General features: G+C 61.1%; 11 protein-coding genes and 1 pseudogene. 6 read left to right on the top strand and 6 right to left on the bottom strand.

The window, feature by feature from the left end; translation table 11 throughout:
• Positions 1–77 precede the first annotated feature (77 nt).
• Both GOPIP_RS20870 and GOPIP_RS20875 read left to right on the top strand, forming a co-directional pair.
• Complete coding sequence (locus GOPIP_RS20870; protein WP_035728638.1) at positions 78–923, top strand: dienelactone hydrolase family protein; 846 nt, start codon at positions 78–80, stop codon at positions 921–923.
• Positions 916–1,893 (top strand): GlxA family transcriptional regulator, encoded by a 978-nt coding sequence (locus GOPIP_RS20875; protein ID WP_006371782.1) that lies wholly within the window; start codon positions 916–918, stop codon positions 1,891–1,893. Before GOPIP_RS20870 ends, GOPIP_RS20875 begins: the two co-directional genes overlap by 8 nt.
• 48 nt (positions 1,894–1,941) lie before the next feature.
• Here the strand turns inward: GOPIP_RS20875 and GOPIP_RS20880 are convergent, their stop codons facing one another.
• Positions 1,942–2,913, bottom strand: a complete 972-nt coding sequence (locus GOPIP_RS20880) for an alpha/beta hydrolase (RefSeq protein WP_006371783.1) — start codon at positions 2,911–2,913, stop codon at positions 1,942–1,944.
• Positions 2,914–3,255: 342 nt separating this feature from the next.
• On the opposite strand from GOPIP_RS20880, the gene GOPIP_RS20885 reads away from it, so the two are divergent.
• Entirely contained in the window at positions 3,256–4,641 is a 1,386-nt protein-coding gene (locus GOPIP_RS20885) for a sodium/glutamate symporter (protein ID WP_006371784.1), read from the top strand.
• A 181-nt stretch (positions 4,642–4,822) separates the two neighbouring features.
• Here the strand turns inward: GOPIP_RS20885 and GOPIP_RS29190 are convergent, their stop codons facing one another.
• The gene (locus tag GOPIP_RS29190; RefSeq protein ID WP_006371785.1) at positions 4,823–4,993 is read right to left on the bottom strand and encodes a hypothetical protein; all 171 of its coding nucleotides are present in this window, start codon (positions 4,991–4,993) and stop codon (positions 4,823–4,825) included.
• Between the two features lie 612 nt (positions 4,994–5,605).
• Here GOPIP_RS29190 and GOPIP_RS20900 point away from each other — a divergent pair.
• Complete coding sequence (locus GOPIP_RS20900; protein ID WP_006371786.1) at positions 5,606–8,695, top strand: hypothetical protein; 3,090 nt, start codon at positions 5,606–5,608, stop codon at positions 8,693–8,695.
• 424 nt (positions 8,696–9,119) lie between these two features.
• On the top strand, positions 9,120–10,061 hold the full coding sequence (locus GOPIP_RS20905) for a hypothetical protein (protein WP_006371787.1): 942 nt from the start codon (positions 9,120–9,122) through the stop codon (positions 10,059–10,061).
• A 63-nt stretch (positions 10,062–10,124) separates the two neighbouring features.
• On the opposite strand, the gene GOPIP_RS28420 is transcribed toward GOPIP_RS20905, so the two are convergent.
• The 4 genes and pseudogenes from GOPIP_RS28420 to GOPIP_RS20920 form a co-directional block, all read right to left on the bottom strand.
• On the bottom strand, positions 10,125–11,705 hold the full coding sequence (locus tag GOPIP_RS28420) for a hypothetical protein (RefSeq protein WP_006371788.1): 1,581 nt from the start codon (positions 11,703–11,705) through the stop codon (positions 10,125–10,127).
• Between the two features lie 129 nt (positions 11,706–11,834).
• A pseudogene (locus GOPIP_RS29930) lies at positions 11,835–12,221 on the bottom strand (TniQ family protein); the annotation flags it as partial.
• Positions 12,214–13,305, bottom strand: coding sequence for a TniB family NTP-binding protein (locus GOPIP_RS20915; RefSeq protein WP_006371789.1), 1,092 nt, complete (start codon positions 13,303–13,305; stop codon positions 12,214–12,216). The pseudogene GOPIP_RS29930 and the gene GOPIP_RS20915, both read right to left, overlap by 8 nt.
• Positions 13,302–15,245, bottom strand: coding sequence for a transposase family protein (locus tag GOPIP_RS20920; RefSeq protein ID WP_138944148.1), 1,944 nt, complete (start codon positions 15,243–15,245; stop codon positions 13,302–13,304). Before GOPIP_RS20920 ends, GOPIP_RS20915 begins: the two co-directional genes overlap by 4 nt.
• Here GOPIP_RS20920 and GOPIP_RS28425 point away from each other — a divergent pair.
• Positions 15,232–15,801, top strand: a complete 570-nt coding sequence (locus tag GOPIP_RS28425; RefSeq protein WP_006371791.1) for a hypothetical protein — start codon at positions 15,232–15,234, stop codon at positions 15,799–15,801. The two genes, GOPIP_RS20920 and GOPIP_RS28425, sit on opposite strands and share 14 nt — an antisense overlap.
• Positions 15,802–15,989: the final 188 nt, after the last annotated feature.

Consider the following 15,989-nt stretch of genomic DNA (forward strand, 5'->3'; position numbering starts at 1 on the left):
TATCGTGGCGGGATCACCCGGAAGGATGGCGATCCCGCCACTGTCGGCGTGACCTGATCATGACCGAGCATGAAGACATGACCCCGACCTCCGCGACTGATGATCCGATGACCGATTTCACTGCTCGCCACCTCGATCTCGCCGGCGACGAACTGACGGTGTGGACCTCGGGCAGAGGCCCCGCGGTGGTGTTGTTGCCGGAGATGCCGGGCATCAGCCCCGACGTGCTGCGGTTCGGTCGGTGGATACGCGATGCGGGACTGACCGTCTACCTGCCGTCGCTGTTCGGGGTGGATGGAGCCTACCCGCAGGCCGAGGCCGGCACGTCGATCATGAAGCGGGCGTGCGTGAGCCGGGAGTTCAATGCCTTCGCCGGTGGCGGTACGAGTCCGATCGCGACGACGCTGCGCGCGCTGGCGCGGGTGGCGCATGCCGAATGCGGTGGGCCGGGTGTGGGCGCTGTCGGGTTGTGTTTCACCGGCAACTTCGCCCTCACGATGATGCTCGACGACTCGGTCGTCGCTGCCGTCGTCAATCACCCGTCACTGCCGCTCGACGACCCGGGCGGTCTCGAACTGTCCGAGGCCGACGGCCGTGCCCTCCGTCGCCGGCTCGACGCCGACGACCTGCGGGTGATCGGGTATCGGTTCGACACCGATCGGTGGTGTACCGCAGCACGATTCGCCGCCTATGCCGAGCTGCTCGGCGACCGGTTCGATGGGCGCGTGCTGCCGGGGTCGTCGGCGAATCCGAGTCCGCCGCCGTTCTTCGCCGACGTCGTCGGCACGCCGCACAGCGTGGTGACCGCCCATCTCGTCGACGAGGCCGGTCATCCGACCATCCGGGCGCGAGACGAGATCGTGGACTACCTGACCGTGGCCCTGCTCGGAGGCTCCGAAACCGTTGCGGAGGAACATGGCTGACCTGACGCGTGTCGGCATCCTCGCATACCCGGGGTGCTTCGCCTCGGAGATCTTCGGTATCACCGACGTGCTCACCATGGGTGGCCACGTCGCCCGGGCGCACCACCAGGAGCCGTCGCTGGTGACCTCGATCGTCTCGCCGCGCAGTCGCGTCGTCGCCTCCGGTGACATCCCGCTGCAGGTGTCCGCGGCCGGCGACGACACCGACGTATTGGTGATCCCTGGTTTCGAATTCGTTCCCGGGGAAAATGTTTCGGACAGACTCGCAGATCTGGCGCCGGAGATCGAGGTGATCGGCCGGCACGTTTGCGATGGCCGGCCCGTCGTCTCGGTGTGCGTCGGCGCCTTTCTGCTCGGGGCGTCCGGGGTACTCGACGGCCGCACGGTCACCACCGCGTGGTTGTTCGCCGATGCTCTGCGACAAGCCTTTCCGTGCGCGGTGGTCGACGACGAGAAGCTCGTCGTCACCGACGAGGGGGTCACCACGACCGCCGCATTCAGCGCCATGTACGACTTCGTCATCGACCTCATCGAGAGCCGCCACGGCGACGACGTCGCGCGTCGCACCGCGCGGATCGCGCTGCTCGACGACGCCCGTAGCAGCCAGACGCCCTACGTCGACACCGCGCTGCTGCCGCCCGCCGGGTCGTCGTTCGCTGCGCGGGTACAACGCCACCTCGAGCGTCACCTCACCGAGCCGTACAGCCTCAAAGACCTTGCGGCGCAGATGTCGGTGAGTACCAGAACTCTGCTCCGGACCTACAAACGCGAAACCGGGGAGTCGCCGCTGACCTATCTACAGCGGGCCCGCATCCGGCGTGCGCAGCACCTTCTGGCGTCCACCGACCGCACCCTCGGCGACGTCCACCGTGCCGTCGGCTACCAGGATGGCGGCGCGTTCTCGGACCTGTTCACAAGGCACACCGGTATGCGGCCGAGGGAGTATCGGGGTCAGTTCGGACGTGCGTAGGGATCCAGCACCTCGTACACGGTGGCCGGTGCCGCCGATCTTTGAGAGTCAGCCCTGCAACGCACTCCGCAGTGCATCGATCGCGAGTGTGCGGGCCACGTTGGCGGCCTTGGTATCTCGTAGGCTGTCGAGGAGCAGGAAGTCGTGGACCATGCCGGCGACCCGCACGCTGGTGACGTCCACTCCCGCCTCACGGAGTTTGTTCGCGTACTGTTCGCCTTCGTCACGCAGCACGTCGGCTTCGTCGGTGATGACCAGTGTTGTCGGGAGTCCTTGCAGTTCTTCGACACTCGCTTGCAGCGGTGACGCGTGGGGCTCTGCCCGTTGTGCCGGATCGGTGGTGTAGGCATCCCAGAACCACTTCATTCCGTCGCGCGTGAGGTAGTAGCCCTCGGCGAATTGGAGGTAGGACGGGGTGTTGAAGTCGGCGTTGGCCACGGGGTAGAGCAGCACCTGTGCCTTGAGATCGATGCCAGCGCGCTCCTTGTTCATCAGTGCGAACACCGCCGACATACAACCGCCGACGGACTCGCCGGTCACCGCGATGCGGCTGGTGTCGAGTCCATGCTCCGAACCGTGTTCGAGTACCCATTGGCCAACGGCGTAGTTCTGCTCGATCTGCGTGGGGTACTTGTGTTCGGGTGCGCGGTCATAGACCGGGAAGACCCCGGCCGCGCCGGCGCCGACGGCCAGTTCCCGGAACAGTCGGTCATGGGTTCTGTCGTCCCCGAAAACCCAACCGGCGCCGTGAATGTAGAACACGACCGGCAGCTGGCCACTCGCGCCCTTCGGCCGGATGATCCGGGTTCTGACGGTGCCCCATTCGCCGGCGTTGACATCCACCCACTCCTCGTCGACCTCGGGTCGGGGGACGCTCTCGTCGCTCTGCAGGTCGAGCAGGATCTGACGTCCCTGATCGGGTGGTACCTCGTAGATGCGCGGGTGGGGATCGGTGGCGGCGCACAGCTCTTGCGCCGCGGGTTCGAGATAGGGGGGCAGGGGAGCGGGAATCTCGGGCATGGGGTGAGCCTCTTTCCTCTGGAAGCGTGCGTCGATTGCAGTCGCATCTGGCAGTTGAGGTTTTCGACGCGGGTGGTTGTGTCAGAACCGCGGCACGAGAATCGATGGTGGAGAATGCATTTCCCGCGCTGAGTTGCCGCCCGGAAGGCCGGGTCGGATCTCGGGAGGTTCGTTTCCTGTTGTGGACGCCTCCCGGCTCACGGTAGAACCCGAAGTAAGCGGTGTCAACACCTTCGTCGGTTTCGCTTCATCACGGCCTCCGTAGGGCGATCCCGACACGTCCGCCACCGACGTCGGTGCCTACGATGGGGCGATGCATGCAGCCGAATCGGGGGCGCGGTAGTGCTCGCACAACTCAGTGAGGCCCAGACCGTCGGACTGTCGCTGGCCATCCTCGGCGCGGTACTCGTCGTCGGGTGGACCGTGCGCATGAAGGTCGGATTCCTGCACACCTTGTTCATCCCGGCGAGCGTGGTGTCGGGATTCCTGGTGTTGATCCTCGGACCCCAGGTGCTCGGCCGGCTCACCGACAGCCACGGGTTGTTCCCCTCGGACGTCATCGAGGTCTGGCGGGTGATCCCCGGACTGATGATCAACGTGGTCTTCGCGGCCATCATGCTCGGCAAGACGCTGCCCAGCCCGCGGGCCCTGTGGGACGCCGCGGCACCGCACGCATTGTTCGGTGCGTTCCTGTCGTTCGGACAGTTCGCTCTCGGGGGTCTCGCGGTGCTCCTGGTCCTCACTCCCTTCTTCGGACTACCCGCCGAAGCCGGTTCCCTGTTGGAGATGTCGTTTGCCGGCGGTCACGGCACCATCGCGGGCATGGGTCAGGTCTTCAGCGACGAAGGCGCTCCCGAACTCGTCGACATCGGGCTCGGCCTGGCGACGATCAGCATGGTGACCGGTGTGGTCGTCGGATCGATGCTGGTGCGCTGGGCGGTCCGCCATCCCCGAATCCCGCTGCGCCGCAACGAGCCCCTCCGGTCCGATGAGAACTACGACGTCGACGACATCCACGTGGTCCCGGCAGATGCCAAGCCCGCCAACGAGACCGGTCTGCACCCCACCACCCTCGCCTTCGCCCTGATCGGCGTGACGATTCTGGTGTCGGTCGGCATCCTGTGGGGAGCGCGGGCCATCGTCTCCGCACTCGGTTCCGACATCCTGGACAAGATGCCGTTGTTCCCGGTGGCAGTCATCGGCGGGTTCATCGTGCAATGGGTGGTGACGAGAACCGGGCAGGCCCACCGGGTCGACAAGCGTGCGATCGAGGGGATCTCGTCGATCGCCCTCGACGTCTTGTTGGTGTGTGCGATCGGCACGATGTCGCTGGCGACCATCGGCTCCAACGTCCCGGCGATCGTCGTGTTCACCGTCGTCGGTGTCGGGTGGAGTGTGGTCTGTCTGATCTGGCTGGGGCGCCGATTCCACGGTGCGGATTGGTTCGAGCACGCCATCGCCGACTTCGGGCAATCGCAGGGCAATGTCGCGACCGGCTTCGTCCTCGCCGACATGGTCGATCCCCGACGCGAGACCTCGACCGCGAATGCCTATGGCTACAAACAGCTACCGTACGAGCCGTTCCTCGGTGGCGGCTTGATCACCGCGCTGTCGGTGCCGCTGATCGTGGCGATCGGGTTGCCGTGGTTCACCGCGGTCAGCGTCGTCGCCGTCGCAGTGATCGGGGTGTGGGGGATGCGCAGGCGTAAGTCCGGGGTCGGTGGCTGAATCGCACTTGGTGCCGCGCGCGCTGAAAGTCCGGACTGGTGAGCTGGGAAAACACCCAGTTTCCGGACTGGGTCTCGGCAGAAAGCCCGGACTCACTCGCAAAATCGCTTTGACCTGCGGGTACAGGTCGACCCCTCAGTAAGTCGCTGGCGGTTGATGTGCTTGCACGGGATTCAGACCTCTACCAGTCATGAACCACGACTTCCAGCCGGCGGCTGTAACCCTTGACCAGGGCGATCGCGGGATGGACTCGGAGCTCGACGAGTGTATCGAGCGAGATGATGGCGAACCCTGTCGCCAAGGCTGCGAATGCGACTACGCGCTGCACTTTGGCCAGTTGGTCGCGGTACATTGCGACTTCCCGAACCCTTGCCGGTTCGGCCAGGGCCGCAATCTGTAGATCCAGCCTTGTAGCGCGGCGAAGAGCACGAAGCAAAGCGACCCGATGACCCCGGCGACGATCGGGTTGACAGCGGTCGCGACAAGAAGTGGAACCGACGCAAGGCCGCTGGCATATGCGACATCAGCCGACGCCCTTACTCGGCGATACCGATCGAGGATAGTGTCGGAAACGGTGATTGACATGGAGCTCATGGGTCTGGTCCAAGGCCTGGTGACGGATACCATGCAGTTAGGTTGCCAGGCACCACCGACCAGATTGGCGTCGCCAGGAACCCTCACGACTGAGTACCAAGGCGCTGAGGTACGCCACTCGAACACCCAGACCTTGCAGTTGCCGATCGATACCTCGAGGCGTAGTGCCTGGTCTGTCCGCATCTATGCTTGCATCGATCTATCATCACCGGTGTGGATGGGGTAGTTCTTGACTGACGAAAACGGTGCAGATGCCGGAGCCTCCGAGGGACCAGGGCCAAACGTCCTCAACGAAGTTCTCGCGCGTCGTCCAGCACCCGAGGAAGCGCCGACACCGACACCGGGTAGTCCGATCCTGCCATTGGCCCTAATGGATCCGCTGCTCTTCGAACGGTTGGTGGCCGATGTTGCGCAATCGGTATATCGATTGGACGAGGTCCACGCTTACGGGCGGTCAGGTCAGTGGCAAGGCGGACTAGACATTGTCGGGTTAAAAGGTGAACGGCAAATCGTCTATCAGGTCCGACGCGTCGACTCTCTGACGGCTGATGGGCTCGAAAAGGCAGTTCGTGAATATGGGAGTCCTACAAGAATTAAGGATGGAGAACGAGTTTCGGTCGCGCGTCCGTTTCCGGATGCCGACGAATTTGTTTTCGTTACGTCCTGGCCCAATGAGGACACTGCGGTAACTGACAAGCTCGAAGTGCTGAAGGCCGAGTTTGCCGGCGACTTTCGTGTACGCCTTATTGACTCACACGTCCTTTCGCGTGAGCTGCGCTTCTTTGGCGCGATCGTTGCCGGATATTTTGGTCCGTACTGGGCGGAGACCTTCTGCCACTACACTCCGCCAGCCCGCGCAGGTATCGGTAACGCCGCTGGGCTGCTCGATGACCCTCTCACGGCGATCGGTGAACGCGAGGAATTTGAACGCGCATCCTCACTCCTGACTTCAGATCCGGAAAATGACGCTCCTGCGGCAGCTGAGATTTACAGTCGCATTGCGAGGAAGCTGCGCGAAAATGCATTGCCCCTTGCGGATGCAGTGAAGCTCGAAGCTATACGAGCTTACGGGGCTGCTCATGACTACAGCCGAGCGTTGAATCTGTCGATTGAGGTGGCGCTGGAAGATATTGAATCTTGTTCAGCGGTGCGGGAATCGCTGAAGCTGGCTGACGAAATAGCAAGAAGCGTCGATGAACAGCACCTGGAATCTGCCAAAACCGCGGTATCCCTGTTGCGCAACTGCGCCGATTGGTTTGAACGCGGCTACGAAGTTGTCGACGTTGTCGAGAAACTCTCCTTGCTTGTCGCGAACAATGCGCCGCATAGCGCGCGCATTGGACTGCTAATCGCTGAACAGGTCCTCACTGACGAAGACGACCGGGACGACCACGGAGTCTTGCTGTCAGCGTTGCAGACGTTGCCAGCTCAGTTGGTCGGCGTCGACCGGCTCCGCCTGCGCTGTGCAATCGCCGACTTCGAGATCATGCTAGGAGCTCGGCCGCGCGACGCGTATGAAACCGTGCGTGACGAGTCGTTCACCGACGACGGTCTCCGCGCGCTAGTTGAACGGCGTTTCGGACGGGCGTGTGTTTACGTCGGTGACGACACCGCAGCGGTGAATGCGTACAGACGAGCGGTGATGCATGCTTGGCATGCCGGGCTCGGCGGTGACGTCCGCAAAGCGTTGCGGTGTGTCGCCTCCATCACTCAAGTAAACCCGCTGTTCGGTCCGAATACGGTCGCCAGTCTGGCGATGGCTGGCGCTCGGGCGACGACGAACCGCGACCAGCTCATCAGCGGAGCAGGCCAGGCGAACATCAACGCGCTAGATAACATCGTGAGCGCAGACGTACCCGATGCTGTTCGCTGGGCCCACCATTGGCTGCGACTTGAACGCATCAGTGGAGCCGAACGTGATGAAAGCTACGCACGTCGAAACTACGCACGGGCGCTTGAGTCGGCGGACCGTGCGACATCCGCTGTCCGCCAGTACATTAACCTAGGCAGTCGGAAGTTGGCCGGACACGCTGCCGGGGCTCTCAAAGAGTTCTTGGACGTCACTCAACATTTCGCTTCGCCATCCGAGTCGCGGAGGGCGGCCGCAGCGAGCGCAGTTGCTGCGACAGTCGATCTACTTCCGGACGCGGACGTTGACCGCGTTGCCGACTCCCTCGCCAGTCTATTTTTGACAGCCACCGACCCAGCACGAATTGACACTGATGACGCTATCGCGTCGCTTGATGCGATCGGCGCGCTGAGCGAGCGTCTGCCAGAGGACGTTGCGTCACAAATTCATGGTGCGGCAGCCGAACTTGTACCACGGGAAAACAATCAATACCGCTACATCGACAGCGAGTTGCTCAACTACTTCATGGTGGTCGCCCAGTACCATCCCTCACTGAGGGAGCAGGCCATAGGCCAGCTTCTAGCACTGCTAGCCCAGGACGTAGGTAATACTGAGCAGCGAATTGCTGCGCGCCTAGGTGACATTCCTGAAGTCCGCAAACGCATAGCAAGTGTGGCGGTTGAAGAGAACAGCGCTGCCGCGGGCCGTATCCTTGCGCATTGGCAGGTAGGGACTCCACCCGCAGCGGCCTACGCTCGGGAACGGATCGAGAAGCTGATGGAGGAGCCCCTAAACACTCCCAAGAGCTCGTTCGTCGTGGGGCGATCGTGCACCGAGGCCAGCGTCGCCCTCGACGCCACTCTATCCGCAGGTAGCGATCCGGACGCGGTCTCTCTCTTGGGACCGTGGCTGGAGCACCTGGTTGACCGGATCCGAAATCAATTCATGTCAGCGGACGAGCGCGTTGATGCTGCCGCCGCGATACAGGCACTGATAGGCAGACTTGGAGCTACCGAAAAGGGACTTGCCTTCAGCACGTGCATCGAACAGTTTGATTCCCCAAAGCTGGCCCGTGTTGATATCATTGAGCGCGCCAATTACCAGGATCCCCTCGCTCGCTTCAAGTTCGGTGATGGTGGGACTGTCTTCGAAGCCACGATGCTGGAGACAGCGGCGATGACGCGCGTCAATGCCGAGGAGACACGAGTGGTCGTAGATCGTCTCCGATCCCAAATACGGCTCGCTGCAACCGATTGGAGGGTTGCCGAGCTCACAGCTAGCGCCGCCATACAGGCTGACGCCCACGTCCTCGCGAATGACCTTGCGTTGAGTCCCGAACCACGGCTGCGAATGGCCGCAGCAGCGTTGTGGGCGCAAGCGCCCTCGCAAGACCCGCAGATCGGCGAGTTTCTCAGTACAGACCCGTCAACGTCTGTACGACGTCAACTGGGTGCCGCAATCGCGGCACAGCCGCCGGAACCCGCATTTGAGCCGATCATCGCCAAGCTCAGAACGGATCGGTATGCCTCGGTGCGCCTAGCTCTCGCCCGTGTAAGCGCTGAAGGCGCATCGCCAATCAATACCGAGCGTGTCGACGTCGTTGAGACGTAATAGCGCGTGGCAATGTGACTGATGTAGTCTCTCTCAGCTCACGTTGAACCGCCAGCTGGCGTCTCGTCTCAGCTGTGATGCGGAGGTTCCCATCGGCGATGTCTTGTGGATCTAGCTGTCAGCTGCGTCCTTGGGCGTAACCAGCTTCACGAAGAAATGCGCACTTTCGAGCTCCCACTTTGTCATGTACCACCCGGAGTAGAGGAGCTCACGGTGTCCCTGGCGCGGGTGAACCAGACGTAGTAGTGACTCTGCGCACGATAATGAGCCCAGCTGTAGCGGTTCATTCGATACATCTCAGCCCGTCAGGAGGCTGACGGCGAGCGGCTGATGGTCGCGCCAGCGCTTGAAGCGGCGGTGACTGTGGCTATCGTGTTGATGTTCGTGGCAGCGAACAAATTAACGGTCGCGAGGAGCTTGTCGGGTGGCGATACTGAAGCGTGTGTGGGGATTCTTGACGGCGGGTACGTCCACGGGTGTAGCGTCGACGTTCCTGGTGATGGTTGCCACAGGACTTGTTGGCGCTGCGGTCTTTGTCTACCTCGATGTTGGGACTCAGGTGTGGAATGGCCTGTCCTTCTTACCAAGCCTCGCAACCTCGGTGATTGGGTTCCTGGTCGGCGTCCCGGTCGCATACTACGTAATCGCAGAAGTTGTGAGCCGTAGGGACGAGCGCAAAGAGCTACACGAGGTTGAACGCCTCACCGTTCGTGGGTGGGATGACTTTCGAGATGCTATAGACTCAGCCCTCACCCCTCAAGCCCGCGAGGGGATATTGCAAGCTTCGAGCATTCTGGACGGGCTGAGTCAGGTCATCGCCGAGTACAACATTATGCGGAGCGTCACAGTGAATGGCATTACCCGAACTGAATACGAGCTAGACCGGGTGTCCGAAGGTCGCCGTGTTGCCGGTCTGGGCCACAATGGGTTCATCCAGTCAATCCACTTAATGCAGTTTACTGAAGCGTGGAACGTCGTGAGATCGCGTTGGCATTTCATAGAAAATCAGATAAAATCTACGAGACTTGCGCACGGTCTCTCCTGGTCAAACTATGAGACAGAGAAGGTGCTGGTCAATTCGATTGATCTGAAACCAAATCCAGTTGAGGAACTGTACGAAGTTCTACAACGACGACAGGAATCCTCGCCGCTAGTTCCTATTGGCAATATGCGGGATGCGATATCGTCGATCGATGACTTCCTTGGTAGTCAGGATGAAGACCTAGTGAAACAACGTGGTGGGTACCAGAATGTCGGACTCATGGTCCACGATCTCAGCAGGGCGCTGATAGCCGTAAAACTGCTACTTGATCACGTAGATGAGATTGTGGAAAAGTCTGCGGGCGATGTATTCAGCGAAAACTGACCAGTTCTGACGCAAACCAATGTGTCCGCATCACAGCATGGTTGACATCCTGGTGCACAACTGTCAGTGGCCTTCATGAGTGCCCGAAATGCTGGGCAAGCTGGCAACGCCTCCGATTGCACAGAGCTGGTCGAGATGGGGCATACAACGATCACGAAGCTCAATACCTGTCGGGGTCAGAGCACGGGGGTTTCCGCGCCGACCACGGGCGTGCAGCACCCGGCCGAGTAGTACTTCCAGTACGTCTTCGCAGTACGCCAGGCCTCGCTGACTTTTGCGGACATGTCGAGAGGCGACCGCCTGGTTTTTGCCAGCGGTGGCGGCGAAGAAAGCGAGTGCTCGCGCGAGACTGGTGTCGCCGTCGAGTGCCCGCTGGAGAACTATTCCGGGATCGCGATCTTGCGAAGCACTCCTGAGCGCGATGATGTGGGTTCCGGGGATAAGCACGTCGTCGATGCTCATATGCTGGAGTTCGTCAGAGTCTCGTCGCCGGAACTCTGTTCCGTCGAAGGCGGGTGCATAGTAGATTGGCTCATCGAAGATCCCAGCCATAATGAGGAGGCGACGCGCCTCTTCGACGAGGACGGACTTCTGCGCTGTGGTAAGAGCAGCGACGAAACGACCGTAGTTCGCGATAGCTGGGCCGAATTGTTGCCCTGCACCAGCGGTGGAGAACGGGTCAGACCCAGTGAGGATTTGCCAGACGAAACGCGCAGGGTTGGGGTGGGGGTGCCGTGATCCGTAAAGGACCGTGGGCGCGGGGAAGCGTTGGCGTCTGCGGGCATAGTCGATTGGGGGTGGTTGGGAACGCAGGTGTTCGTGGAGGGTCAGGTAGAAGTCGAGCATCTGGCCGACGCTGTCGCCCGACCACAGAGCCTGGAGCTCAAGATCAAGACGATGGCTCTTGATTAAGACGCCGAAGTTCTTTCGCTGATTTGCCGGTGGGCCGTGGGAGCCGAGTGCGGCGAGGGAGATCACTGATGTGAGAGGCAGCAACTCCAGAGTGCTGACTTTGGTGGATGGATGGGCGTGCACAACTGCCGGCCACATTCGCGATGGCAGTGTGCGTGCATGGAGAGGTTCAACTCCGGCCGTTTGGAGGATTTCTGCGTGCCAAAGGGGAGGGGAATTGTTTGAAGATCTGGCCATTTCGCGGTGATAGAGCAGTTTCCGCGTGCTGAGCCCGGCGGGGCCGGAGCTTTTGTCGGACTCCGGCCTACGGTAGCAAGATTTTATAGCAGTCGCAGATGGCAACCAATTGAGATTGTCGATGACGGCATCTCGATCGGTTGCTGTGTAGGTGCTTGCGAGAAGTGTCTGTGCAACAGCTTCACCGATGAGGTAGGGACTAACCAGGTCTTGATTACTGATCTCGTCGAATAAGCGAGTCGTTGCCGCACTTGGTGAGCTGTAGAGGGATGATGTCTTGTGCTCGACGGAAGCGAGTACTGTCTCACGCCCGGCCGCGGTCTTGATGTTGACAATGTCGCGCATGATGATACCGGTTCGCTCGGTGAGATCACCGAGCGAGCGAATGGATATTTGCGGATGGGTGACGTTGGCGTCAATCCACAGCTGCTGTGAGAGCATGGCGCTGTCTTCGACTGTAATTGATGGAGCCGCGGCTGCGACAAGCGCATCCATGCATCCCAAGATGCCACATAGTCCTTGCGCATGCCGCTGCCGGGGAGGCCACAAGGCCTGGGGTTTACGGCTCGTCGTCATTCGTGGTTTTCCGCCGCAGCGGGGGCATCGCTCAAGCAGAAGACAGCGATGGTCTCGGCAGACAGTGCTGGTCTGGAGGTGCCAGATCAGCTTCCAGCGTCCACCAGTGTCTGCCAGACACTGCGGACAAAACCTGGTGCTACATCCGGATAGCAGGCTTGGGTTGATCCTTCCATCTGTCCCCAAAGACTCGACGTAGCGAGCGACGGTCGCCCGATGGATCTCGTCGATCGATGACCCCGTTGCGGCCGCGAGGTTTCTAGCGAAATCGTCGTCGACACCGGTGGTGAATCCCGCGGAACGACGCCCAGGATTGATGTCGCACATAGCGAGTAGGTTCCGGACCGAGCAGGACATCAGCCCTGCGAGGTACTCCAGCCAGGAATCCAGTGACTCGTCGGATCGCGGACGATCGGTGAGCGGTAGTCTAGGCATCGATGATGTCCGCGTCCGACAGCCGCATCACGGCCCGCACATGTTGATCGGTCGGCGTCGTTTCGAGTTCGGCCGCGACTGCAGCTGCGAGGCTGATGATCTTGAAGCCGATACCGGTTCGACCTTTCGCCCGCCGAAAGACGAGTTTGAGTCCAGTCTTGGTGCGCAGATACTTCGGATCAAAACCGTCGATACGCTCCAGCTGTTTGACCATCTCGCTCATTCGGTTGATGAAGACATCGTCAGGCGCCCCATCGACCGAGGGGGTCTGCTCTATCAATGCGAGGTACGTCATGCGCCACTGCAGCTGCTCAACCGCCGAGTATTGGTCCCGGCGGAAGCGCCGCTCTTCGGCGGTGGCTTCGGTGCCGGTCGAGGGTCGTCCTGTTCTCGCGGGCGGGTCCGCTCCTGGTGTATGGAGTAGCGCGCTGCTGCGTAGTCCGGCGCCGACGAATACGAAAGATACTGTCAGGGAAGTCAGGATGTCCTTGAGATCGTCGGTGAGATTGCGCGAACCGCCTCGGAGTTTGATGAAGTGTGCGTCATCGACGACCACGAGAAGCGCGCCGACGTTGCGTAGGTGATAGTCGAGCGCCGTAATCGCTGCACGCAAGTTCGCCGGTAGTGTCACGCCGATGAACCGCGCGATGTTATCGAGCAGGGTTCGTGCGAGGGGCGTGTGTCCCAGATTCCCTGACACGATGATGACGGGAATGTGGGTGAAAGGATCTCTGACGTCTCCTGATTGGTGATCGCGTAGCCAATCGTGCACGCGGAGTGCGCCGACGATCACTGACGAAGATTTCCCCATCAATGGTGGGCCATCGATTGCCAGCCATTGTCGCGAGCCTGCTGGTGACTCGCTGTTCTGGGCCAAGAGTCGAATCATCGCGCGGTGAATCTTGTCGATGTCGGAGGTTTCTATCGGTCCGATACCCCGTATCCAGCGTGCGATAGCACTGGGGGTGTCGGTGCGTGTGCTGGGCGGGTTGGCCATGTCATCGAGATGGCGGGGAAAGTGTGCGAGATCGGCGCGGTTATACGGGCTGAGGGGTCGGGTGATATGAACTGGGTCGGTGATCACCAGTCTTGTCCTTTGCTGAGGAGTTCGGCGAGTTGATGGTCGTCGGGGATGAGGGTGTCGACGTCGATGGGAAAGTCTCTGTGGCGCTTGTCGTCGTCGACGTGGGTGTAGGTGGCGCCAGCAGTTCCTACCGGCGATGGAACCGATGAGTGCAGGTAGGCGCGGTCATGGGCGTAGCGGAGTGGCTCTTCGCGGATGATCCGTTCGATGAATTCTTTGAATGCGAGGCGGACATCGAGCTTTTCGTCTTCGGTGAATCGCTTGCGATTCAGTTCGAAGAGCCAGTCCGACCATAGGACATCACTGCAGGGTGGGAGAGCTTGCGAGTCGTCGTGCATGGCCCGCAGTTCGGACCACCGTTGTCTGTCTGTGGAGTAGAAAAAGACCCGCGATTTGTCGGCTGGATCGTGGAATATTCTGATACTCGATGCGTACTTACTGGTCGGATCATCCTCTCGCACTACGTATCGCAGCGCTTCGCCACGAAACTTGGCGCCGCCGTGACGTACGCCGTCGGAGGTCACTGCCACCACCTCGTTGTCAAGGAGCGTAAAGACATCGTCCGGATGGACTCGAGTTTCTGCGACCCCGCCGCGAACCAGGCAGCGCTCGTACGCCTGGGCGGGCGTCAGCAGATCGGTGCTGTCCGGATCGGATGGCAGTCCGGTATGCGGTAAGTGCGGATACAGTGAGTGGGTGTATTCCTGCAGAATTAATTCGGCCGCCCGGTATGATATTGCTGCGGTGACGTTCTTGCCGCGTCGGTGAGGGCGATTTCCGATATAGCCTTTGAACCACTGCTGTACTCGATCCAAATTCTTGTTGGCCGACTCGACAAATGGCTTATCCGAACCGGTTCCGCTTCGGCAGCCCTCGATCCGGATCTTGAAGCGGAGGGCGACGTCGATGGTGGAAACGTTGAGCATCTCGCGGCCGTTGTCAATCACGACTGTGTGCAGTTCGCCGCCTTCCTGGCGGATCCATAACTCTTTGGGTAGGCCTAGCATGAGGAGGTGATCGCGCTGGCGGTCGGGAAGAACGATGGGTCGAAGCATGTCGAAGAGCAATAGGCGCACGTCCCGTGTCGTCGGCTGTTTCGCGCAGAGCCGAGTGGCCATGAGCTTGGTTGCGCAACAAATAGCAACCAGAACGTATGGAAAGAACGAGGCTTTCGTATCGGGATCGTAAACGTCGATGTTGAGGCGCGTCGCGTCGACTTCCACTCTCTCCAGGAATTGAGACGGCTTGGGTGCGGACACGTGGCCGATTGTCCGTGCGGCTTTGTTCCGTCGGGTTTCAGTGTTGTGTTGAGGAATGCCTCGCTGAAAGAACTTGAGTAGCGCTTTGAGTCGCCGTGCCCGGAGAAGTGGGTGGTCGATGACGCCACGCTCTCGCAGCTCATACTGCAGGTGAACTATCTTGGAGTCCAGATCCATCGCCGAATAGGCTTCGGAATTGAGCTGGGCGACGATAGCGGCTACCAACTCGACGACGCGAGGTTCGAGACCCTCTCGAGGATCTGTAGGCACAGGAATTCCGCCCGGTGCCAGCGCGGCAACGTTACCCCCGGATTCGACGTAGGCGCGACGCAGCTCGAAAAGAGTCGAGCGGCTGTATCCGCGCGCGCCCTTCAGATCCGAGACCTTTGTCTGCGTGCGGGTCTCCGCGTTGAAGCGAGCCGGATCGTAGCGGGTGTCGCATGTGGCGGGATCGAACGGCTCTCCGGTCGGATTCCCGGTCAGGATTTCTCGGATATGCCTTGCTCGCTCAAGGGTGATGGCCCGTTTGGCGGGGGTCAGGAGAGCGAGGGCGCTTGCTCCGTCGTCGTGTTGTGTACGTTCCGGGGTTGCCCAGGTCGACTGAGCGTGGATGGCACCAAGAAGTTCGGTTTCGACAAGTTCTATAGCGGACATCAGCGATCCACTGATGTCCCCCGACATCCTGGCCCAAGATGTCGGGTACATGGACGATCTGTTTGTCGCCGAGTCGCCAACGAACGATGCCGGCCTGAGCGATGTAGCCCCAGTGCTCCGGCCGCCGATCGAACTGCGCCAGCCACGCCGCTTCCAGCAGGGACTCACAGAGCACGAGGTGGGGGTGGCCCGCAAAAGCCGTCGGGTGGAAGGCGAATCGACTCCGAGCGCCGTGAAACGTGCCGATGCGCCGGACCGGGTGCAAGTCAGCCAGAGGCAGCGCATCACCACCGAACATGCTCCTAATCAGCGGTTTTCGGCCGTCCCAAAGGATTATCTCGGCGGATTGGGACAGTTCGACGAGTGCGTCCGGATCCTCGAGGACGCGCATCACATCGACTCGCGACACCTGGTTACCGAGCAGCTCGGTGAGCTTCCGGTCGACTCGCCGGGCCCCGCGACGGGCGGGGACACGAGGTGTCTGCGGGCGGTCCTCGGTCATGAGACGTCCGACCGATCGGGCCATTTGCAAGGAAGCGTGCAATGGTTCTGTGATCGGGGCATGGAGTACCCTCCTAGGTGAGTTGATCGGCGCGACGTCTGTGAGCTTTGACCGGCTGGATGTCGCGTGAGATACGTCAGCAGTGGGCCGGGTGTCGACCCGGCCTTCTGTGTGTGTAGCGCGGATGCGTCTGTACCGCTGTAGACCCGATTCGGGGGTCGTTTGGACGTGGCGCGCTCACCGAGCGCGCTGGCCGCCAAGCTCCACTC

The sequence above is a fragment of the Gordonia polyisoprenivorans NBRC 16320 = JCM 10675 genome (assembly GCF_000241325.1).
Taxonomy (GTDB): Bacteria; Actinomycetota; Actinomycetes; order Mycobacteriales; family Mycobacteriaceae; genus Gordonia; species Gordonia polyisoprenivorans.

What these genes read in the sequence shown, in the direction of transcription:
- GOPIP_RS20870 (WP_035728638.1), top strand. Translation starts at nt 78, where the DNA reads ATGACCCCGACCTCCGCGACTGATGATCCGATGACCGATTTCACTGCT.
- GOPIP_RS20875 (WP_006371782.1), top strand. Translation starts at nt 916, where the DNA reads ATGGCTGACCTGACGCGTGTCGGCATCCTCGCATACCCGGGGTGCTTC.
- GOPIP_RS20880 (WP_006371783.1), bottom strand. Translation starts at nt 2,913, where the DNA reads ATGCCCGAGATTCCCGCTCCCCTGCCCCCCTATCTCGAACCCGCGGCG.
- GOPIP_RS29190 (WP_006371785.1), bottom strand. Translation starts at nt 4,993, where the DNA reads ATGTACCGCGACCAACTGGCCAAAGTGCAGCGCGTAGTCGCATTCGCA.
- GOPIP_RS20900 (WP_006371786.1), top strand. Translation starts at nt 5,606, where the DNA reads ATGGATCCGCTGCTCTTCGAACGGTTGGTGGCCGATGTTGCGCAATCG.
- GOPIP_RS28420 (WP_006371788.1), bottom strand. Translation starts at nt 11,705, where the DNA reads ATGGATGCGCTTGTCGCAGCCGCGGCTCCATCAATTACAGTCGAAGAC.
- GOPIP_RS28425 (WP_006371791.1), top strand. Translation starts at nt 15,232, where the DNA reads ATGTCCCCCGACATCCTGGCCCAAGATGTCGGGTACATGGACGATCTG.
- GOPIP_RS20920 (WP_138944148.1), bottom strand. Translation starts at nt 15,245, where the DNA reads ATGTCGGGGGACATCAGTGGATCGCTGATGTCCGCTATAGAACTTGTC.